Origin of the sequence: Pseudomonas pharyngis (genome assembly GCF_021602345.1) — a bacterium.
Classification (GTDB): Bacteria; Pseudomonadota; Gammaproteobacteria; order Pseudomonadales; family Pseudomonadaceae; genus Aquipseudomonas; species Aquipseudomonas pharyngis.
This window is the reverse complement of record NZ_BQID01000006.1, coordinates 165,814-186,555: the sequence shown is the minus strand read 5'-3', so window position 1 is coordinate 186,555 and position 20,742 is coordinate 165,814. Positions and strand designations below refer to the sequence as shown.

Annotated in this window: 22 protein-coding genes; 15 read left to right on the top strand and 7 right to left on the bottom strand. The window is 62.2% G+C overall.

Going from position 1 to position 20,742, the window contains the following annotated elements; translation table 11 throughout:
• Positions 1-69: 69 nt before the first annotated feature.
• From L6D74_RS14635 to L6D74_RS14610, 6 genes are all read left to right on the top strand, one after another.
• Entirely contained in the window at positions 70-666 is a 597-nt protein-coding gene (locus tag L6D74_RS14635) for a septation protein A (RefSeq protein WP_011333003.1), read from the top strand.
• 1 nt (position 667) lies between these two features.
• Positions 668-967 (top strand): YciI family protein, encoded by a 300-nt coding sequence (locus L6D74_RS14630; RefSeq protein WP_064594279.1) that lies wholly within the window; start codon positions 668-670, stop codon positions 965-967.
• A gap of 121 nt (positions 968-1,088) precedes the next feature.
• Positions 1,089-1,499, top strand: coding sequence for an SH3 domain-containing protein (locus L6D74_RS14625; protein WP_039765500.1), 411 nt, complete (start codon positions 1,089-1,091; stop codon positions 1,497-1,499).
• Between the two features lie 7 nt (positions 1,500-1,506).
• A complete protein-coding gene (locus L6D74_RS14620; protein ID WP_236189635.1) occupies positions 1,507-2,184 on the top strand; it encodes a response regulator transcription factor in 678 nt (225 codons plus the stop codon).
• A gap of 136 nt (positions 2,185-2,320) precedes the next feature.
• The gene (locus L6D74_RS14615; protein ID WP_007958371.1) at positions 2,321-2,770 is read left to right on the top strand and encodes a Spy/CpxP family protein refolding chaperone; all 450 of its coding nucleotides are present in this window, start codon (positions 2,321-2,323) and stop codon (positions 2,768-2,770) included.
• 67 nt (positions 2,771-2,837) lie between these two features.
• Positions 2,838-4,178: a sensor histidine kinase gene (locus L6D74_RS14610; protein ID WP_236189633.1), complete on the top strand. Its 1,341-nt coding sequence runs from the start codon at positions 2,838-2,840 to the stop codon at positions 4,176-4,178.
• A gap of 270 nt (positions 4,179-4,448) precedes the next feature.
• Here L6D74_RS14610 and L6D74_RS14605 read toward each other — a convergent pair whose 3' ends face one another.
• Positions 4,449-5,015 (bottom strand): nitroreductase family protein, encoded by a 567-nt coding sequence (locus L6D74_RS14605; RefSeq protein WP_134334345.1) that lies wholly within the window; start codon positions 5,013-5,015, stop codon positions 4,449-4,451.
• A 121-nt stretch (positions 5,016-5,136) separates the two neighbouring features.
• Here L6D74_RS14605 and L6D74_RS14600 point away from each other — a divergent pair, with 121 nt between their 5' ends.
• Positions 5,137-6,591 carry a TrkH family potassium uptake protein gene (locus L6D74_RS14600; RefSeq protein ID WP_039765494.1) on the top strand — a complete coding sequence of 485 codons (1,455 nt, stop codon included), beginning with the start codon at positions 5,137-5,139 and terminating at the stop codon, positions 6,589-6,591.
• Here the strand turns inward: L6D74_RS14600 and L6D74_RS14595 are convergent.
• Positions 6,548-7,609, bottom strand: coding sequence for an AraC family transcriptional regulator (locus tag L6D74_RS14595; RefSeq protein ID WP_011332998.1), 1,062 nt, complete (start codon positions 7,607-7,609; stop codon positions 6,548-6,550). The genes L6D74_RS14600 and L6D74_RS14595 overlap by 44 nt on opposite strands.
• A 167-nt stretch (positions 7,610-7,776) precedes the next feature.
• On the opposite strand from L6D74_RS14595, the gene L6D74_RS14590 reads away from it, so the two are divergent.
• Positions 7,777-8,088, top strand: coding sequence for an Mpo1-like protein (locus L6D74_RS14590; protein ID WP_041475173.1), 312 nt, complete (start codon positions 7,777-7,779; stop codon positions 8,086-8,088).
• Positions 8,089-8,112: 24 nt separating this feature from the next.
• Positions 8,113-8,697 (top strand): HD domain-containing protein, encoded by a 585-nt coding sequence (locus L6D74_RS14585; RefSeq protein ID WP_085648550.1) that lies wholly within the window; start codon positions 8,113-8,115, stop codon positions 8,695-8,697.
• A gap of 159 nt (positions 8,698-8,856) precedes the next feature.
• On the opposite strand, the gene L6D74_RS14580 is transcribed toward L6D74_RS14585, so the two are convergent.
• Positions 8,857-9,672 carry a UDP-2,3-diacylglucosamine diphosphatase gene (locus L6D74_RS14580; RefSeq protein WP_007958385.1) on the bottom strand — a complete coding sequence of 272 codons (816 nt, stop codon included), beginning with the start codon at positions 9,670-9,672 and terminating at the stop codon, positions 8,857-8,859.
• Positions 9,673-9,804: 132 nt separating this feature from the next.
• Here L6D74_RS14580 and L6D74_RS14575 point away from each other — a divergent pair, with 132 nt between their 5' ends.
• Complete coding sequence (locus L6D74_RS14575) at positions 9,805-10,569, top strand: AraC family transcriptional regulator (RefSeq protein WP_236189631.1); 765 nt, start codon at positions 9,805-9,807, stop codon at positions 10,567-10,569.
• A gap of 72 nt (positions 10,570-10,641) precedes the next feature.
• A complete protein-coding gene (locus L6D74_RS14570; RefSeq protein ID WP_236189629.1) occupies positions 10,642-11,535 on the top strand; it encodes a DMT family transporter in 894 nt (297 codons plus the stop codon).
• Here L6D74_RS14570 and L6D74_RS14565 read toward each other — a convergent pair.
• Entirely contained in the window at positions 11,529-11,816 is a 288-nt protein-coding gene (locus L6D74_RS14565) for an Rdx family protein (RefSeq protein WP_039765482.1), read from the bottom strand. The genes L6D74_RS14570 and L6D74_RS14565 overlap by 7 nt on opposite strands.
• Positions 11,817-11,887: 71 nt before the next feature.
• On the opposite strand from L6D74_RS14565, the gene L6D74_RS14560 reads away from it, so the two are divergent.
• Positions 11,888-14,089: a patatin-like phospholipase family protein gene (locus L6D74_RS14560; RefSeq protein WP_236189627.1), complete on the top strand. Its 2,202-nt coding sequence runs from the start codon at positions 11,888-11,890 to the stop codon at positions 14,087-14,089.
• A gap of 6 nt (positions 14,090-14,095) precedes the next feature.
• On the opposite strand, the gene L6D74_RS14555 is transcribed toward L6D74_RS14560, so the two are convergent.
• From L6D74_RS14555 to recQ, 3 genes are all read right to left on the bottom strand, one after another.
• Positions 14,096-15,877 carry a motility hub landmark protein FimV gene (locus L6D74_RS14555; RefSeq protein WP_236189625.1) on the bottom strand — a complete coding sequence of 594 codons (1,782 nt, stop codon included), beginning with the start codon at positions 15,875-15,877 and terminating at the stop codon, positions 14,096-14,098.
• Positions 15,878-16,004: 127 nt separating this feature from the next.
• Positions 16,005-16,439 carry a MarR family transcriptional regulator gene (locus L6D74_RS14550; RefSeq protein WP_039765478.1) on the bottom strand — a complete coding sequence of 145 codons (435 nt, stop codon included), beginning with the start codon at positions 16,437-16,439 and terminating at the stop codon, positions 16,005-16,007.
• Positions 16,440-16,573: 134 nt separating this feature from the next.
• Complete coding sequence (gene recQ / locus L6D74_RS14545) at positions 16,574-18,703, bottom strand: DNA helicase RecQ (RefSeq protein ID WP_007958398.1); 2,130 nt, start codon at positions 18,701-18,703, stop codon at positions 16,574-16,576.
• A gap of 277 nt (positions 18,704-18,980) precedes the next feature.
• Between recQ and L6D74_RS14540 the strand changes: the two genes are divergently transcribed.
• The 3 genes from L6D74_RS14540 (at position 18,981) to L6D74_RS14530 (ending at position 20,711) form a co-directional block, all read left to right on the top strand.
• A complete protein-coding gene (locus L6D74_RS14540; RefSeq protein WP_064594261.1) occupies positions 18,981-19,568 on the top strand; it encodes a UPF0149 family protein in 588 nt (195 codons plus the stop codon).
• A 10-nt stretch (positions 19,569-19,578) separates the two neighbouring features.
• Positions 19,579-19,974 (top strand): YbaN family protein, encoded by a 396-nt coding sequence (locus tag L6D74_RS14535; RefSeq protein ID WP_064594260.1) that lies wholly within the window; start codon positions 19,579-19,581, stop codon positions 19,972-19,974.
• A 359-nt stretch (positions 19,975-20,333) separates the two neighbouring features.
• Positions 20,334-20,711 (top strand): DUF6124 family protein, encoded by a 378-nt coding sequence (locus L6D74_RS14530; protein WP_236189622.1) that lies wholly within the window; start codon positions 20,334-20,336, stop codon positions 20,709-20,711.
• Positions 20,712-20,742 lie beyond the last annotated feature (31 nt).

The window sequence follows — 20,742 nt, the reverse complement described above, 5'->3', positions numbered from 1 at the left end:
ATCAGCTGGCGCTATCGCGCGCCCATATGTTTGTTATTATGCCGCCACATCCAGCTTCTGGCTCTCACTGTGAAACAATTCATCGATTTCATCCCGCTTCTGCTGTTCTTCATCGTCTACAAACTCGATCCACGCACCGTCGACGTTGCCGGCCATGAACTGACGGTAGGCGGCATTTACAGTGCCACCGCCATGCTGATCATCAGCTCCCTGGTGGTGTACGGCGCGCTTTTCATCAAGCAGCGCAAGCTGGAGAAGAGCCAGTGGCTGACCCTGATCGCCTGCCTGGTGTTCGGCAGCCTGACCCTGGCCTTTCACAGCGAAACCTTCCTGAAATGGAAAGCCCCGGTGGTCAACTGGCTGTTCGCCCTGGCCTTCATCGGCAGCCACTTCATCGGTGACCGCCTGCTGATCAAGCGCATCATGGGCCACGCGCTGACCCTGCCGGATCCGGTCTGGACCCGCCTTAACATCGCCTGGATCGCCTTTTTCCTGTTCTGCGGAGCCGCCAACCTGTTCGTCGCCTTCACCTTCCAGAGCATCTGGGTGGACTTCAAGGTGTTCGGCAGCCTGGGCATGACCGTGCTGTTCCTGGTCGGTCAGGGCATCTACCTGTCCCGTCACCTGCACGACGCCGATACCACAACGCCAAAAACCGAGGACTGACATGCTCTACGCCATCATTGCCACCGACGTCGCCAATTCCCTGGACGCCCGCCTCGCTGCGCGCCCGGCACACCTTGAACGCCTGCAAGTGCTCAAGGGCGAAGGCCGCATCGTGCTGGCCGGCCCGCACCCGGCGGTCGACAGCAATGATCCGGGCGCAGCAGGTTTCAGCGGCAGCCTGATCGTCGCCGAATTCGACTCCCTGAGCGCGGCGCAAGCCTGGGCCGATGCCGACCCGTACGTCGCCGCCGGCGTCTACGCCAACGTGATCGTCAAGCCGTTCAAGCAAGTCCTGCCGTAACCTCCCCCGCAAAAGCCCTCAGCGCGATGAACCTTGTCGGTTCATCGCGTTCTCAATCGCTCATTATTCTCGTTTGCCGGCCGACAACCTGCCCAATATCCATTTGGAAACAGGAGTCGCGATGCGCAAGGGTCCGTTGTGTCTGATGTTGGTCACGTTGTCGATCATGGCGCCCGCCCATGGTGAAGAAAGCACCGAAGGCAACAGCTCCACGCCGCTTTCATTGAGCGCCGGCAGCCAGATCACCGAGTTGCAGCAGCGCCTGAAGGCCAGCGAGCAGCAACGGGAAGAACTGAGCAAACAACTGCAAAATGCCGACAACACCCGCGAAAGCGCCCAGCTCGCCCGGTTGCGCCAGGAGAACCAGCGCCTGAAGCTGCAACTCAAGGAAGCCCAGGCCAGCCCGCTGCCGCGCCTGCTGACCGAACAGCAGCAATGGTTCGTCACCGGGGCCGGGGTAGCGCTATTGGCGCTGCTCTGCGGTATCTTTGCCAGTGGAGCAAGCCGAAAACGTCGGCAATGGCTAAATTGAGTGAGTCATGAGCGAGCTGTTACTGATTGATGATGACCAGGAGTTGTGTGAACTCCTGAGTAGCTGGCTGAGCCAGGAAGGCTTTCAGGTCCGGGCCTGTCACGATGGCCAGAGTGCCCGCAAGGCGCTGGCCGAAACCGCGCCGGCGGCCGTGGTGCTGGACGTGATGCTGCCCGACGGCAGCGGCCTGGAACTGCTCAAGCAACTGCGCAGCGATCATGCCGATCTGCCGGTGCTGATGCTTTCGGCCCGGGGCGAGCCGCTGGACCGGATTCTCGGCCTGGAACTGGGCGCCGACGATTACCTGGCCAAACCTTGCGATCCACGCGAACTGACCGCCCGCCTGCGCGCCGTGCTGCGCCGCAGCCACCCGGCTGCCGTGTCGACCCAGCTGGAGCTGGGCGACCTGAGCTTCAGCCCGGTGCGCGGCGTGGTCAGCATCGACGAAAGGGAATTCACCCTCACCGTCTCCGAAAGCCGTCTGCTCGAGGCCCTGCTCAAGCAACCGGGCGAGCCGCTGGACAAACAGGAACTGGCGCAGATCGCCCTCGGCCGCAAGCTGACCCTGTACGACCGCAGCCTGGACATGCACGTCAGCAACCTGCGCAAAAAGATCGGCCCGCACCCCGACGGCCGCCCGCGTATCGTCGCCCTGCGCAGCCGTGGCTACTACTACAGCCTCTGATCGTCTGTCAGTTTTGTCAGGTCGGCGCGAAAGCGTGTTTACCCAAGCTTTACACAGCGCTGACCGCCGCTGACCTTGATCTCCGTAATCTGTACTCATCCGGAACGTACCGGGAACGAGACAAAGGAGATTCACCATGCGCAAGACTCTTATCGCTCTGATGTTCGCCGCTGCCCTGCCGACCGTCGCCATGGCCATGCCACAGGATGGCGGCCCGATGGGTGGCCCGCTGGACGGCCCGCGCCATGGCGGTCAGATGCACGGCATGCACGGCAAAGGCCCGTACAGCCAGCTCGACTTGTCCCGCGAACAGCGCGAGCAAATTCGCAAGATCATGGGCGAGCAAATGCACGAGCGTAAGCAGACGGTCGAAAAATACCTGGAGAAACTCTCGCCAGCCGACCAGAAAGCCATGAAGGACGAGATGGCGGCCAACCACAAGAAAGCCGAGTCTGATGTTCGCGCCGTGTTGAAACCGGATCAACAGAAGAAATTCGACGAGATCCAGAAGAAACAGGCCGAACGCCGCGCCGAATGGGCCGAGTTCAAAGCCTGGAAAGCGCAACAGCCGCAAAAGGCGCAATAATGTTCTAGCGTCACGCCCTGACCCAACGGCTCACCGCCGTTGGGTTTTCTTTGTTTGAGGATTTTCTGTGCGTTCATTGTTCTGGCGTATTCTCGCCAGCTTCTGGCTGGCCATCGCTCTGGTTGCAGGGCTTTCCATTCTGCTGGGGCACATGCTCAATCAGGATGCGTGGATCCTCAGCCGCCATCCGGGCCTCAACACCCTAGCTGCCGAATGGACGCAGACCTACGAAGCCCAGGGCGAAGAAGCCGCCCAGGACATCCTCGAACAGCGCAAACGCCAGTACCACATCGACGTGCAAGTGCTGAATGAAAGCGGCGACCCGGTGGTGCGCGGCACCTTCCCCCGGCGTGCGGCCGCCTTCGAGGCGCGGCAGAACAACGATGACCGACGCCTGCCCTGGCGCCGACTGACCGACGAATTCACCAGCGACAAAAGCGGCGACACCTACCTCTTCATCTACCGCATCCCGCACCCGGAACTCGACGCCTGGCACCGCGAAAGCCTGCTCTGGCCGTTGAGTGCGCTGGGTATCGCGCTGGTGGTGCTGACCCTGTTCAGCCTGTTGGTGACCTTTTCCATCACCCGCCCGCTCAGCCGTTTGCGCGGCGCGGTGCACGACCTCGGGCAGACCACCTATCAGCAGAACAGCCTGGCGCAACTGGCCAACCGTCGTGATGAATTCGGCGTGCTGGCCAATGACTTCAACCGCATGGGCGCACGCCTGCAAAGCCTGATCGGCAGCCAGCGCCAACTGTTGCGCGACGTGTCCCACGAGTTGCGCTCACCGCTGGCCCGACTGCGCATCGCCCTGGCTTTGGCCGAACGTGCAAGCCCCGAAGAACGGGAAAAACTCTGGCCGCGCCTGACCCGCGAGTGTGACCGGCTGGAAGCGCTGATCAGTGAAATTCTGGTGCTGGCGCGAGTCGATGCCGACAACGCCAGCGCCGAAGAGGTGGATTTGAATGCCCTGCTCGCCACCCTGCAAAAAGACGCTCAATTGGGTTCGCCAGAGCAGACCGTGCGTCTGGAGGCCGAGCCGGCGCTCAGGCTGACAGGCTGGCCGACCATGATCGAACGCGCCGTGGACAACCTGCTGCGCAATGCCCAACGCTTCAACCCGGTCGGGCAGTCGATTGAAATGCAGGCGTCACGTCAGGGCGAGCGGATCGTGGTCAGCGTGCGTGACCACGGGCCGGGGGTGCAGGCCGAGCACCTGAGCCAGTTGGGCGAACCGTTTTATCGGGCGCCGGGGCAGACCGCTGCGGGCCATGGCCTGGGACTGGCGATTGCCCGGCGGGCGGCGGAGCGGCATGGCGGGACGTTGGTGCTCGCCAATCACCCGCAGGGCGGATTTGTGGCCAGTCTTGAGTTACCGCTGGAGCCTGGGATTGTGGTGCAACCCTGAAAAGCCCCCCTCATCGGAACGCCGCCCGCCCAGCCCTCTCGCGGAGGGAGAGGGAGCCGACCGAGGTGTCTTGCGTCATACATCAACCTGAAAAAACGAGTCGATTATGGATCTGCCAAAGCCCCTGAACCGCGTCAATTCCGGATTCGGCCAAGTTCTTTCAGGTCGGTGAACCTCTGAAGCATCCCCCAATCAGTCCCCTCTCCCTCCGGGCGGTCCGACGTTTCGGGAGGGTTAGGGTGAGGGCGCTTTTATAGCTTTTAACGCCCTTTAAGCCTTACCCGACCAAGCGCTAACAAACTCCGCCAGATCAACCTTCTCGGCCACCCGCGGTTCTTTCTGCGGCGTGCCTAGGTACAGGAACGCAATCACCTCTTCGTCATCCGTCAGGCCCAGGCCTTTGGCGACATGTTTCGAATAAGCCAGATCACCGGTGCGCCACACCGCGCCAATCCCCTGCGCGTAAGCCGCCAGCAGAATCCCGTGCGCCGCACAGCCCGCTGCCAGCAATTGCTCGGCCTTCGGGTATTTGACGTGATCCTGCAACTTGGCGATGACCACGACCACCAGCGGCGCCCGCAGCGGGCCGTTGCGTGCCTTGTCAATCATCGCTTCGGTGACTTCGCCTTCCTGCATCTGTGCAGCTTCGGCCAGCAACTCGCCCATCTGCTCACGCGCCGCGCCTTCGACGGTCAGGAAGCGATACGGCTGCAAATGGCCGTGATCCGGTGCGCGGGTCGCGGCGGCGAACAGCACTTCGCGCTGTGCGGCAGTGGGGGCCGGATCGATCAGTCGTGGAACGGAAACACGGTTGAGCAAAGCGTCGAGAGCCTGCATCGGCCACCTCCTGAAAAAAATGTCCGGCTATTCTAGCTGCAAGTGATCCAGACGCGTCGGTTTACATGCCTTGCACCGCAGGTAGAATGGCGCCCTTCCCACATCAGCCCGAGCGGACTTCATGGCGTTGCCGACCTTACGGATCATTGGTTTCATCATCGGCATCTTCCTGATCACCCTGGCCGTCGCCATGGTCGTGCCCATGGCCACCCTGGTGATTTTCGAGCGCACCGGCGATCTGCCGTCGTTCCTCTGGGCGAGCATGATCACCTTCGTCGCCGGCCTCGCGCTGGTCATTCCCGGCCGCCCGGAACACATTCACCTGCGCCCCCGGGACATGTACCTGCTGACCGTCAGCAGCTGGCTGGTGGTGTGCATTTTCGCCGCGCTGCCGTTTTTGCTGACCCAGCACATCAGCTACACCGACTCGTTCTTCGAAAGCATGTCCGGCATCACGGCCACCGGGTCGACCGTGCTCAACCATCTGGACGACATGTCCCCCGGCATCCTGATGTGGCGCTCGCTGCTGCACTGGATCGGCGGTATCGGCTTCATCGGCATGGCGGTGGCAATCCTGCCGCTGCTGCGCATCGGTGGCATGCGGCTGTTCCAGACCGAATCCTCGGACCGCTCGGAAAAGGTCATGCCCCGCTCGCACATGGTGGCGCGGCTGATCGTGGCAGCCTACGTCGGCATCACGATTCTCGGCAGCCTGGCGTTCTGGTGGGCCGGGATGAGCCCGTTCGATGCGATCAACCACGCGATGTCAGCGATTTCCACCGGCGGGTTCTCGACCTCCGACCAGTCCCTGGCCAAGTGGACGCAACCGGCGGTGCACTGGGTGGCCGTGGTGGTGATGATTCTCGGCAGCCTGCCGTTCACCCTGTACGTGGCGACGCTGCGCGGCAACCGCCGGGCGCTGATCAAGGATCAACAGGTGCAGGGTTTGCTCGGCATGTTGCTGGCGACCTGGCTGGTGCTCGGCACCTGGTACTGGTGGACCACCAACCTGCACTGGCTGGACGCGCTGCGCCACGTGGCGCTGAACGTGACGTCGGTGGTCACTACCACAGGATTTGCATTGGGGGACTACAGCCTGTGGGGCAATTTCTCGCTGATGCTGTTCTTCTATCTGGGCTTCGTCGGTGGCTGTTCCGGTTCGACGGCGGGCGGGATCAAGATCTTCCGTTTCCAGGTCGCCTACATCCTGCTCAAGGCCAACCTTAACCAATTGATTCACCCACGAGCGGTGATCAAGCAGAAGTACAACGGTCATCGCCTCGACGAGGAAATCGTTCGTTCGATTCTGACCTTTTCGTTCTTCTTCGCGATCACCATCTGCGTGATCGCCCTGCTGCTATCGCTGCTGGGCGTGGACTGGATGACCGCGTTGACCGGCGCCGCCAGCACCGTGTCCGGCGTCGGCCCGGGCCTGGGCGAGACCATCGGCCCGGCCGGCAACTTCGCCAGCCTGCCGGATGCGGCCAAGTGGATTCTGTCGTTCGGCATGCTGCTCGGCCGACTGGAGATCATTACGGTGTTTGTACTGTGTATTCCGGCGTTCTGGCGTCACTGATCGCCTTCGGCGCCTCCAGCAACCGCGCCCGGTAATCGCCGGGCGTGGTGTCGAACCAGCGACGGAAGGCGCGGAAGAAATTGCTCGGATCGGCAAACCCCAACAGATAGGCAATCTCCAGCAAGGTCATGCTCGGTTGCGCCAGGTATTGCTCGGCGAGTTCGCGGCGGGTGTCATCGAGCAACTGCTGAAAACTGGTGCCCTCCTCCTGCAAGCGTCGCTGCAAGGTTCGCTGCGACAGATGCAGGGTCTGCGCCACCGTATCGCGCTTGGGTTCGCCCTGCGGCAGCAGGCGGCACAACACCTGACGCGCCTTGTGGGTCACGCGGCTTTCGGAAAAACGCGCCAGATACTCCCCGGCGAACCGGTCGTGCAGCAGCGCCATCGCCTCGTTGGCCGTGGGCAGCGGCGCCTCCATGTCGGCCCGTTCGAAGATCAGCGCGTCATACGGTGCGTTGAACACCAGCGGTGCATGGAAGGCCTGTTTGTAGGGTTCAAGATCATCCGGCTCGTCACCCTGCACCAGCACTTTGCGTGGGTGCAGCGTGCGCCCGGTCAGCCAGCCGCACAGTGCCAGCGCGCAGGCCAGCGAGGCTTCGGCACTCTGGCGGGTCGGCGGCAGGTGATCGCCGTGCACCGTCAGGATCAGCGCATAACCCTCGTCGAGCAGGCGAAAACTCAGGTCGGCACTTTCGGCGATGATCCGCTGATAACGCACCAGACGCTGAAAACCTTCCGCCAGGGTATTGCTGGACATCAGCGCGTAGCCCGCGACATGGAACGAAGCCGGCCGCACCACCTTGCCCATGTTCAGGCCGATCGCCGGATTCCCGGACAGCTCGACCGCCCGTTGCCAGAGTCGGGTCATGGAATCCTGTGGGAAGCGTGCGTCCGGATCCTCCAGCGCCGCGTAGTCGAGCCCCAGCTGTCTGAACAGAACCCGACAATCCAGGCCGTCCATTTCCAGTGCTTTGACAATCCCCATCGCCCAGCTTGCAGAAGTCGTTCTTTCGCTCATGGCGTTTTTTCTTGGATGACATGGTAAGCCGCATACTACGGCCGATTTCCCAAGGATAGTAAAGTGGCGCCGATTGTCACTGGCCGACGCCAATGATCACTCTAGACTCAAATAAGCTACCCGCCGAACAACTTGCAATCAGAACAATAGCCACAGAGATCGCAGTCGTGGAAACCCTCAAGCCTTTCAACAGCTTCGCCGAGTTCTATCCGTATTACCTCAGCGAGCACAGCAACAGCACCTGCCGTCGCCTGCATTTCATCGGCACGACGCTGGTGATCTTCATCCTCGCCCTGACCATCGCCAAGGGCGCCTGGCTGCTTTTACTTGCGTTGCCGCTGGCGGGCTACAGCTTTGCCTGGGTCGGCCATTTCTTTTTCGAGAAAAACCGCCCGGCCACCTTCCAGCACCCGTTCTACAGCCTGCTCGGCGACTTCGTCATGTACCGCGACATGATCCTGGGCCGCGTGCCGTTCTAGAAATTCCGACCAAGAGGATTGCCGATGAATGCCAATGCCCGTTTCACCCACATGAAGGACGGCACGCAGGAAGACTGGGCGATCATTGCGGCGGATTTCAGCGCCTATGCCCGTCAGTTGCCGGGCCGGATCATGGCGCACCTGAAACTGCTCGAAGGCGATTTCGGCGGTTTCCCGGTGGATCGCCTGACCCACTCGCTGCAAACCGCGACCCGCGCCTTTCGCGACGGGCGCGACGAGGAATACGTGGTCTGCGCCCTGCTCCACGACATCGGCGACACCCTCGGTTCCTACAATCACCCGGACATTGCCGCGGCCATTCTCAAGCCGTTCGTCAGTGCCGAAAACCTGTGGATGGTGGAAAAGCACGGGATTTTCCAGGGCTACTACTTCTTCCATCACCTGGGCATGGATCGGCACCTGCGCGAGCAGTTCAGCGACCACCCGCAGTTTCTGGCGACCGCAGAGTTCTGCGCCAAATACGACGCAGCGGCGTTCGACCCCGAGTACGACACCCTGCCGCTGAGCTTCTTCGAGCCGATGATGGAAAGGTTGTTCGCCCAGCCGAAAAACTCGATCTACAAAGCGGCGATGGAAGAGCACGCCTAGGCCTGATGTTGTCTGCACCGGCCTCATCGCTGGCAAGCCAGCTCCCACAGGTTTTTGGGGTGTACACAAAGGCTACGTACACCTTCGACCACTGTGGGAGCGGACTTGCTCCGGGCGGCGATCCGACGATGAGGCCAGCAAAACCGACACACATCTTTTCTAAGCCAGCTCGGCAACCTTCGCCGCTTTCAACTCGGCCTCTCGCGCCTGCGCATCGGCCAGGCGATACAACTCGATCGTGCCGTCCCAGTGCTCGATCAGCGCCGTGCACGACTCCACCCAATCGCCACAATTGAGGTAATCCACCTCGCCGACCTTGCGGATCTCGGCGTGGTGAATGTGTCCGCAGACCACCCCGTGCAACTCGCGCTTCACGCATTCGTGGGCGATGGCTTCTTCGAAGTCGCTGATGAAGCTGACCGCGGTCTTCACCTTGTGCTTGAGATAGGCCGACAGCGACCAGTAGCCGTAACCGTATTTCGCCCGCCAGTGATTGAGCCAGCGGTTGAGGGTCAGGGTGAACTCGTAGGCCGAATCGCCGAGGAACGCGAGCCAGCGGTGGTAACGGGTGATCACGTCGAACTGGTCACCGTGAATCACCAGCAGATGCCGGCCATCGGCGGTGACGTGGACGGCTTCGTCGACCAGCTGGATGTTGCCCAGAATCAGTTTCGAATAGCGGCGCAGGAATTCGTCGTGGTTGCCGGTGACGTAGATCACCTCGGTGCCACGCTTGCTCATGGTCAGCAAACGGCGAATCACGTTGGTGTGGGCCTGGGGCCAATACATGCCGCCGCGCAGTTTCCAGCCGTCGATGATGTCACCGACCAGATAGATCTTGTCGGCGTGATAGCCCTTGAGAAATTGCGACAGATGCTCGGCCTGGCAATCCCGCGTGCCCAGGTGCACGTCGGAGATCCACAGGGTGCGAACCCGTTGTTTACGGCTGGGTCTGGCGAGCTCGGCGCTGGTCATGGGCAACCCTCTGCGATGTTTTCGCCACTGTGCGCGCGCCCGGTTAATCGACCATGACAGCTGTGCGTCAGTCGTGTGACAAACGCGTCGCCCCTGCGCCGGTGTAGACTGGCGGCTCGCCCGGAGACCGCCATGCAACCGATCCTGACCCTGCGCCATTACAGCCACGACCTGATCGCCCACAGCCACGACCACGCGCAACTGGTGTTCGGCCTGTCCGGCGCGCTGGATTTCGAAGTCGAAGGGCGTGGCAGTCAGGTATTGCAGCAGAGCTTCGTGGTGATTCCCGCCGGCGCGCATCACGCGTGCGGCAGTCCCAAGGGCAGTCGCTGTCTGGTGCTGGATGTGCCCGACGAGCAATGGCTGGCGCGCTCGCTGGGCAATCACGCCGATGCCAGTCGCCGTCTGCTGGGCAACGCCGCGCGGTTGTCGCTGGATGCCGGGCAAGGTCAATTGGTCAACTGGCTGGCGAACAGTCCGGTGAACGATCCGCTGATTGCGCAACAAGGCGCGGTGTTGCTGCTGGCGAGCCTGAACCACGTGCCACCCGCCGAGATCGTCGCGCGCCGCCTGCCCTACGCGGCACTCGATGCGCACATCGAGCAGTACGCGGCCTATCCGTTGCAAGTCGCGGATCTGGCACGTGTCGCCGGATTGTCCAGCGCCCGGCTGCATGCGCGGTTCGTCGCCGAATGCGGGCAGACACCGATGGACTACATTCGCAGTCGCCGGCTGCACAAAGCCGTGGCGCTGTTGCGCAACACAACACTGCCCGTCGGTGAAGTGGCCAGCCGGGTCGGCTACAACTCGCAAAGCGCGTTCTCGGCTGCCGTCCTGCGTGAGTTCGGTACGTCTCCTACACAATTGCGACGCGAGGCTGACGACAAAAGTCGATAGCCTGCCGACAGACTTTTGCGCCGTGACACGCTTCAATGTGTGCCTGTAATGGTGTTTGGAAAAAGGACTGCAATGACTCCCCGTACCGCCCTCGGCGCCCTGCATATCGGCGCACTGATGTTCGGCCTGACCGGCGTCTTCGGCAAACTCGCCGCCGCAACGCCCGCCGTCATCGTGTTCGGGCGCGCCGCGTTTGCCGTGCTGGCCCTGGCGTTTTTCGCCCGCTTCGCCCAACAGGGCGGCTGGCAGAAACTGCAGGCCGTCGACTGGCGACGACTGGCCCTGAGCGGTGTGCTGCTGGCCGGGCATTGGGTGAGTTTCTTCATTGCGGTCAAGGTCGCGGGCGTCGCCATTGCGACCCTGGGTTTCGCCAGTTTCCCGGCCTTCACGGTGATCCTAGAAGGGCTGATTTTCCGCGAACGCATCCGCATCAATGAAATCGTGCTGGTGGTGCTGGTGAGTGTCGGGCTGGTGCTGGTGACCCCGGCGTTCGATCTGGCCAGCGGCGCGACCACGGGCCTGCTCTGGGCGATCCTGTCCGGCCTGCTGTTTTCCCTGTTGTCCCTGACCAACCGCGCCAGCTCCGGGCGCATCCCGGCGGTGCAGGCAGCGTTGTGTCAGAACGTGGTGGTGGCGTTGTGTCTGCTGCCGGTGGCAGCGCCGCAACTGAGCGACGTGCGCGCCATCGACTGGTTGTGGATCGGTTTGCTCGGGGTGTTCTGCACTGGCGTCGCCCACAGTTTGTTCGTTGCCAGCCTCGCGGTAATCAAGGCGCGCACCGCCGCGGTGGTGTTCGCCATGGAGCCGGTGTACGGGATTACCGTGGCCTGGCTGCTGTTCGATGAAGATCCGACCCTGCGCATGCTGATCGGCGGCGCGCTGATCATCGTCGCGATCGTGGTGTCGAGCCGGATGTCAGGCAGCAGCGACAAGAAAACCGTCGCGGCCGAAGCCGCCTCTCACTGAGTACGGTCGTTGTGGCCGAGGTCGCGGTCAGGGTCGATCCGGTCGCGCACCCGCTGCTTGAGCACCTTGGCCTCGGGGAAGCCGCCGTCGGCCTTGCGTTCCCAGATCTGTACGTCGTTGCAGGTAATGTGAAATATCCCGCCGGTGCCCGGCACCAGTGACACTTTGCCGAGGTCATCGCCGAAGGTGCTGAGCAGCTCTTGTGCCAGCCACGCGGCACGCAACAGCCACTGGCATTGCGTGCAATAAGTGATGACGATTTCCGGTTTTGTGACGGTCATGATTGCTGAAACTCCTGAGCCAGAGGGCGCCGCTATAATAGCCGGCTTTATCGCTCGCCCCGAGAATCACGATGCGTCGTCTTCTGATCTGCCTGCTGCTTGGTTTCCTCCCCCTGTTCGCTGGTGTCAGCGTCCATGCCAGTGAGACCACACGCCCGAAAGTCGGACTGGTGCTGTCCGGTGGCGCGGCCCGTGGCCTGGCGCACATCGGTGTGCTCAAGGCCCTGGAAGAGCAAGGCATCAAGATCGATGCGATTGCCGGCACCAGCATGGGCGCGGTGGTCGGCGGGCTGTACGCCTCGGGTTACAAGATTGACGAGCTGGAAAAACTCGCCCTGACCATCGACTGGCAGCAGGCATTGTCCGACGCCCCGCCCCGCAAAGACGTACCGTTCCGGCGCAAGCAGGACGACCGCGATTTTCTGGTGAAACAGAAGTTGAGCTTTCGCGACGACGGCAGCCTCGGCCTGCCCTTGGGCGTGATTCAAGGCCAGAACCTCGCGCTGCTGCTCGAAAGCCTGTTGGCCCATACCAGCGACACCCGGGATTTCGACAAGCTGCCAATACCGTTCCGCGCCGTGACCACCGACATCGCCAACGGCGAAAAAGTGGTGTTCCGCAAGGGCCATCTGCCCCAGGTGATCCGCGCCAGCATGTCGATCCCGGCAGTGTTCGCCCCGGTCGAACTCGACGGCAGATTGTTGGTGGATGGTGGCATGACCGACAACATTCCCCTCGATGTGGCGCGGGAAATGGGCGTCGACGTGGCCATCGTGGTCGACATCGGCACCCCACTGCGCAACCGCAAGCAACTGGTGACCGTGGTCGATGTGCTGAACCAGTCGATCACCCTGATGACCCGACGCAACTCCGAAGAGCAACTGGCGACCCTGCATCCCAATGACGTGCTGATCCAGCCGCCGCTGGCCAGTTTCGGTTCCACCGATTTCGGCCGAGGCCAGGAGATGATCGACGCCGGCTACCGAGCGACCCAGGCCCTGGACGTACGCCTTGCCCGCCTCAAACCGGTGCAGTCGCAGGACGCCGAACTCAACGCTGCCCGCGCGCCGGGCCAACGCACGCCGATCATCACCGCGATCAAGGTCGAGAACGACTCTAAAGTCGGCGATGACGTGATCCGCTATTACATCCGCCAGCACATCGGCGAACCGCTGGACCTGGGCCACCTGCAAACCGACATGGGCACTCTGTACGGCCTCGATTATTTCGAGCAGGTGCATTACCGCGTGGTGCACAAGGGCACGGATCACACGCTGGTGATCAGCGCGCGCGGCAAACGCACCGGCACCGATTACCTGCGGGTCGGCCTCAGCCTGTCGGACGACATGCGCGGCGACAGCGCCTTCAACCTCGGCGCCAGTTACCGCATGAACGGCATCAACCGACTCGGCGCGGAATGGCTGACCCGGGCGCAGATCGGCGATAAACAAGAGTTGTACAGCGAGTTCTACCAGCCGCTGGACGTGGGCTCTCGCTACTTCGTGGCGCCTTATGCGTCGTTCGCCGCACAAAACGTCGACTCGGTGCTGGACAACGATCCGATCGCCCAGTATCGCGTCGAGCGCTACGGCTTCGGCCTGAATGTCGGCCGGCAGATCGGCAACAGCGGCGAAGTGCGTTTCGGCGTCGGCGAGGCTTGGGGCAAGGCGGATGTGCGGATCGGCGATCAGGATCTGCCGAGCGAGAACTTCAACGAAGGGTTCTATGCGTTGAAGTACTCGTTCGACTCGCTGGACAACGTCTACTACCCCCACGAAGGCGAGGACATCGGCCTGACGCTGGTGCAGTTCGAGCCGAGCCTGGGTTCCGACACGCGCTACCGGCAGTGGGAATTCAAACTGGACAAGGCCATGAGCAGTGGCCCGGATACGCTGATCCTGGGCGGTCGTTACGGCCGTACGCTGGACGATGCCAACGTGGTGACCTCCAGTTTCCTGCTCGGCGGTGCCCGGCAACTGTCCGGTTTCCGCGAGGACGCGATCTCCGGGCAGAACGTCAGTCTGATGCGTGCGGTGTATTACCGCCGCCTCACCCCGCGCTCGTACCTGCCGCTGGACTTCCCGCTGTACGCCGGCGCCTCGCTGGAACGCGGCCGGGCGTGGAACAACGACAACGAGTTCGACAGTGGCTACATCAACGCCGCCAGCGTGTTCATCGGCTTCGATACGCCGCTGGGGCCGCTGAACTTCAGCTATGGACTGAACGATGCGGATGAGCAGGCGGTGTACCTGAACCTCGGGCAGACCTTCTGACAGCGGTCAGCGAATCCCCGCCAACAGCGTGCGCGCCGTTTGCTTGAGGGGTTCGTCGGCTTCCTTGAGCAGTTCGTTGAGCAAGGCAATGGCGCTGTCGATATCGCCGTCGTCGATGCAGGTCTGGGCCTGTTCGAGTTTGCCGGCGTTGGCGGCGTTTGAGGGTTCGTCTTCCGGGGCATGCAGCTCCAGTGGTTCCAACGAGAGCGACGAACCGGGATCGCCAAACTCGTTGAGAAAGTCCTCATCCAGCGGCTGCGTTTCCGGTTCGACGATCCATTCCAGTTCGGCGGTTTCGGTATCGTCGGGCAGGGTTTCCGGCAATTCGAAATCCTGTGGCAGTACCTGCAGATCGGAGCCGAGCGTTGATGGCGCCTGTTCAGGTGCGTCGGTGGTGGAGCGAGTCTCCTCAAGATCCCAACTCGACGCCATCGAGAGCTGATCCAGGTTCAGTTCGAAATTGTCTTCGGGTTCCGGCTCCACAGGCGTCGCGGGTTCGATCGGCAGCGCGGCAATCACCGGAGCCGCTGCCGCCAGAGGTGCGGCGCTGGCCAGTTTCGGGTAGCGGGCGCGAATCTCCTGCAAGCGCTGATCCTCGACCCCGAGCTGGCGCAGGCGGTTTTCCTGCTCGTCATAGATCGGCGTGTCGCCCTGCCGCCCCAGCACTTCAAGCAACTGCACGCCAAGGTCGATGCGCTCCGGCTCCCGCTGCAACGCATCGCGCAACAGGCCGGCGGCCTCGCCCAAGCGTCCGTAAGCCAGATAAATGCCGACCGCTTCCAGCACATCGCCGTTGGCGTGTTCCTCGCGATGCTCGACAGCACTGTGAATGGCACTCGGCCGCATCGGTTCGGCGTCGTCGACCGGGGGTTCGTTTCGTACCGGCAGGAACGGCAACGGCGCAGCAGTCCCTTGCGCCTGCTGGCGTTGCCGGCGCACATACAACCCCGCCACCAGCAACCCCAGTACCAGCAACAATCCGCCGAGCAGCGGCCAGTTTAGTGAATCCTCTTGAGCCTCGACCGGGGCAATGACCGGCGCCGGCACAGGTGCCACGGGCGCTGAGGTCACTGGGGGTGCCTGTTGCACTTCAATCAGACGGGCCTGCAAATCACCGAGCTGTTTCTTGCCGTCAGCGATCAGCACTTCCTGCGCCTGAAGCTTCACGTTCAATGCATCGATGGTTTTTTGCAGTTGCTGGTTCTGCACAAGACTCGCCGCCAGTTGTTCGGCCTGCGCGGCGGCGACCGGAGCCGGTGGCTGCACCGGCGCAGCAGGTTTGGCCGGCGTAGTTGCGGTGGGAGTCTCGGGGGTCGGGAATTCCGAGGATTGCGCGCGCGCCGTTGGCTCGTCGGTGGCCGGAACAATTCCCGGTGCGCCCGGCGGGTCGATCAGCACGGTGTATTCGCGCAGCAGGTGGCCGTTGGGCTGATCGAGCTGCACGAGGAAATTCAGAAAGGGTTCGTTGACCGGTTTGCTGGACGTCACCCGGATCATGTTGCGATTGCCGCGCAGGATCGGGGTGAACTTGAGGTCATTGAGGAAGAACACGCGCTCGATACCGGCGCGGCCAAACTCGTCCGCCGAGGCCAGACGGACCGCCAGTTCGCTTTCACTGACGCCCCCGACATCCACCAGGGCGATGTCAGCCTTGAGCGGCTGATTGAGGGCTGAATGCACGGTGATGTCACCGAGCCCCAGCGCCAATGACGCAGTGGACCAGGTGAGAACACTGGCCACCAACAGCGAGTTGGCGCAACGCAGTACTACGTGCCGACTTCCGAGCATGAGCATCCCTTGAATAAGCAAAACCGACTTCTATGCGTTCGCACATCCGGTACGAACACGATATTGCCCAGTAGTTCTTATAGTCTGCCCAGCGCGATCTCTCAAAAAAACGGCACGCGGTTGTGCCTCAAGACTTTTCCAGGTTAGCCAGAATGTGCCCGTGAACCCGCATGCAGACCTTCAGATCCGCCTCGTCGACGCCTTCGAACAATTCCTTGCGCAGTTGCGTGGCGATGGTTTCGATCTGTTCGATCAGCGGCAGGGCCGGAGCACACAGCACGATTTTTTTCGCCCGACGGTCTTCCATCACGGACTGGCGTTGCACCAGGCCCTGGCTTTCCAGGCTGTCGAGCAGACGGGCCAGGGTCGGCCCTTCGACGCCGACGCTTTGCGCCAGCTCCCGCTGGGTCGGCGCCTCTTCGAAACGCGCCAGATGCAGCAGCACCAGCCAGCGTGCCTGGGACAAGCCCAGGCCGGCCAGCCGGCGATCCAGTTCGGCACGCCAGCCACGGGACATCTGGGCCAATTGCATGCCAAAACGGTGTTGATCGGTCAACGGCATAAAACACTCATGATCAGACTGAAGAAATAGAGAAAAACTAATTATTAGTCAGCTAAGCATGACATTTGCCTATAGGCAAGAGGCGTCCTGTACTGAATCGTTACATCGGTATAGCGGTTGGCACAAACGCCCTCTCACATTTCAAACTCGGATTGCAGCGCAGCCCGTACGCAATACAGCACACCTTCAGGCACGCGACCGGCAAACAGCTCGGCCACTTCGGCGACCGACGGCAACTCGCCTTCGCCGTCAAGGAACGCATCCTGGACTTCGCCCATCAGGTCTTCCGGCAAATCCAGCGCTTGCTCGAGCGACAGCTGCTGCTTGCCGATGGCTTCTGCGAGCATGGTGTAAACGTTCTTTTCCGAGCACTGCAATTGACCGGAGATCTGCAACGGCGTCATGCCGGCGCGGGCCAGGGTGATCAGTTCGTGGCGCACGTCGGCCACGACTTTCGGCGCCTCGGCCTCGCCGCCGAGCACTTCGAGGAAGGCCTCGCCGTAGCGCTCCAGCTTGCGCGCGCCGACGCCGCTGACCCGGGCCATGTCGGCCAGCGAGGTCGGCTGGCTGCGGAGCATTTCCAGCAGGGTCGAGTCGGGGAAGATGACGTACGGCGGCACGCCGTGTTCTTCCGCCAGCTTGCGCCGCAGGGCGCGCAACGCTTCCCACTGTTCCCGTTCTTCGCCGCGCACCAGTTGGCTGGCCGGGCTCTTGCTGCCGCTCTTGGCGGAGACTTGCGGCTTGAGGTCGCGGCGCAGCTCCAGGCTCACTTCACCCTTGAGCAGCGGCCGGCACGTGTCGCTCAGACGCAGCCCGCCGTAACCTTCGTGATCGACATCCGCCAGGCCGCGAGCAACCAGTTGACGGAACAGCGAGCGCCATTCGCTCTCGCTCAGCGCCTTGCCGACACCGTACACCGACAGATGCTGATGGCCGAAGCTGCGGACCTTTTCGTTGTCCTTGCCCAGCAGCACGTCCACCAGATGGCCGACGCCATAACGCTGGCCGGTGCGATAGATCGCCGACAGCGCCTGACGCGCAGGCTCGGTGGCGTCCCAGGTCTGCACGCCGTCGGTGCAGTTGTCGCAGTGGCCGCACGGCTCCGGCATGTCTTCATCGAAGTAGGCCAGCAGCGCCTGACGGCGGCAGCGGGTTTCTTCGCAGAGCGAGAGCATGGCGTCGAGCTTGTGCTGCTCCAGACGCTTGTGGCGCTCGTCGCCCTCGGAGTTCTGCAGCATCTGCTTAAGCATCACCACGTCTTGCAGGCCGTAGGCCATCCACGCGTCCGCCGGCAGACCGTCACGGCCGCCACGTCCGGTTTCCTGGTAATACGCCTCAAGGGATTTCGGCAGGTCGAGGTGAGCAACGAAGCGCACGTTGGGTTTATCGATGCCCATGCCGAACGCCACGGTGGCGACCATGATCAGGCCTTCCTCGTTGAGGAAGCGCTTCTGGTGATAGGCGCGCAGATCGTTGGGCAGACCGGCGTGATACGGCAGGGCCGGGAAGCCCTGCTCGGTGAGAAACGCGGCCACCTCCTCCACTTTCTTGCGCGACAGGCAGTAGACGATGCCGGCGTCACTGCGCCGCTCGGCAAGGAACGCCAGCAACTGCTTGCGCGGCTGCTCCTTGGGCACGATGCGGTAGAAGATGTTCGGCCGGTCGAAGCTCGAGAGGAAACGTTCGGCATTCTGCAGGTGCAGGCGGGTGACGATTTCTTCGCGGGTGCGTTTGTCGGCGGTGGCGGTCAGAGCGATGCGGGGTACGTCGGGGAACATTTCCGCCAACTGCCCCAGTTGCAGGTATTCCGGGCGGAAGTCATGGCCCCATTGCGATACGCAGTGCGCTTCGTCGATGGCGAACAGGGCGATGTTCAAGCCTTGCAGGAACGACAGCATGCGCGGCTGCACCAGCCGCTCCGGCGCCAGATACAGCATTTTCACTTCGCCGCGCTTGATCCGGTTGGCGAGGTCGCGCTGTTGTTCAGCGCTTAATGTGGAGTTCAACGCGGCGGCGGCCACGCCCAGCTCTTCGAGGGTGGCGACCTGATCGTCCATCAAAGCGATCAGCGGCGAAACCACCACCGCCAGGCCGTCGCGCAGCAGCGCCGGCACCTGGAAGCACAGGGATTTACCGCCGCCGGTCGGCATCAGGACAAGGGCATCACCGCCACTGGCCACGCGCTCAATGATTGCACCCTGACGGCCACGGAAACTGTCGTAGCCGAAGATGTCCTTGAGGACGCGTTGAGCCTGTTCGAGCATAAAAACTCCAAAAATCCACCGAAACATCCCTGCACAGGCTGGTTCAAGACAGCCGAGGCTGCTTTAAACAAAACGTAAGCGCGCATTGCATCGCGCCGTACACAATCAGCCGCGACACCGGCAGGGATCGCAAAGCGCGGCAGTATACCCGAGCCCTCCCCGGCAGAGGGCACCGCCGATAAGAAGCTTGTGCGGGCAAATCTGCCGTGCGGCTGGCTTGAGGGCTCAAGAAGGCCTAGAATTCCCGCATTGTTTATTCCCCCAAGGTAGCCCTTTAATGTCCTTCGCCGAGCAACTAACCCGCCTGCAAGTCTTCCTCGACGCCGACGAGCTGCATGAAGAGGCGCTGGACTACGTGGCCGCTCACGGTTACCTGACTGCGCTGTCGATCTGCGCCGACGTGGTGCCGGAGCGTGAATGGATCGACGCCCTGTTCGCCGAAGAGCCGCATTACAGCAGCGAAGCGCAGCGTGAAGAGATCGAAGCCACGCTGATCGGCCTCAAGGCCCACATCGCCCGCCAACTGGCGTCGGACGAAGAGTTCGAGCTGCCATGCGAGCTGGACCTGGGCGACGACCCGGACGATTCCGAACTGCGCGGCTGGTGCATCGGCTTCATGGAAGGCGTGTTCCTGCGCGAAGCGGCCTGGTTCGAAACCGCCGAAGAAGAAGTCAGCGAAATGCTCCTGCCGATCATGGTCGGTTCGGGCCTGTTCGACGAACAGCCTGAGTTCGAAGACATCGCCAAGGATGCCAACCTGATGGACGACATGATCGTGCAGATCCCGGAAGCCCTGACCGCGCTGTACCTGCTGTGCCAGGCGCCCGACGAAAAACCGGCGATCCTCAAGCCACGTCACCACTAAGATCCGGCCTATGGACAATCCCATAGGCAACCGCCCCCTGATGTTGCGCTACATCCTGCTGGCCATCGGCTGGCTGAGCGTGGCATTGGGGGTGATCGGGATTTTCCTGCCTGTTCTCCCCACCACCCCCTTCCTCCTGCTGGCAGCCGCCTGCTTCGCCCGCAGCTCTCCGCGTTTCTATCAATGGCTGGTCGAGCATCCCCGGCTCGGGCCATGGATCCGCGATTACCTGGATGGCAACGGCATTCCGCTCAAGGGCAAGGTCTATGCGATCGGGCTGATGTGGGCGAGCATTCTGTTCTCGTGCTACCTGGTGCCGCTGGTGTGGGCGCGGGGGTTCATGCTGACCAGTGCGGTGCTGGTGACGGTTTATATCTTGCGGCAGAAGACGTTGCGCAAATCCTGACAAGGGGCGATGGCGCAACTCAGTCCTTTCAACCTGACACCCAGTTGAATCATGTTTAAGAACATGTCCGCAAAGCCACGCAACCTTGCGCCTTTGCCTACGCATCCGCCAGAATCCGCCGGCTTGTGCGCCTTGGGGGCGGGTTCTATTGTTTGGCGGTCGCTGAAAAACAGCGATCGGGTTTAGCAGCCCGGTTAACTTCAAGGCACGTTGGTGTCGCCAATGTTTTTTATGGCGGCTGACGTGGGGCACTTCGGTGCGCCGGGATCCTTGAGCCTGGTCTGCTAACCCGCGTTCAGCCGCCACCCTCTTCGTTTAGCAGCGATGGATGACGGCTCCATTTCTCAAGGAGCTTCACAATGATCAAACCTACGCCAAGCCCGCCGGAAGTCGATTCGACATCCCCCTACGAAACCCTCGATTCGAAGAAATTCCACGAAGCCGCCGAACGCGCCCTCGATCACTACCTCAATCCGCTGCTCCCCCGCAAACCGCTGCTCAAACCCAACACCCGCTACCTCATCGCCCCCGGCATCGATAGCGAAGAACTGCTGGCCGATGCCTGCGAAACCCTGACCTCGGCCAAGGTCATGGCCAATGACTTCGCCGGGCTGGTGGACGGCTCGCAGCGGCATGTGCTGTTGGGGATTGCGCAGTTGATCATGCTGGGGGAACTGGCCGTGAATCGGGCGCTGGATAATCTGGAACTGAAGGCTGAGGCGCCCGCTGTAGCCTGATCGCCGCCTGATCGTTCCCACGCTCTGCGTG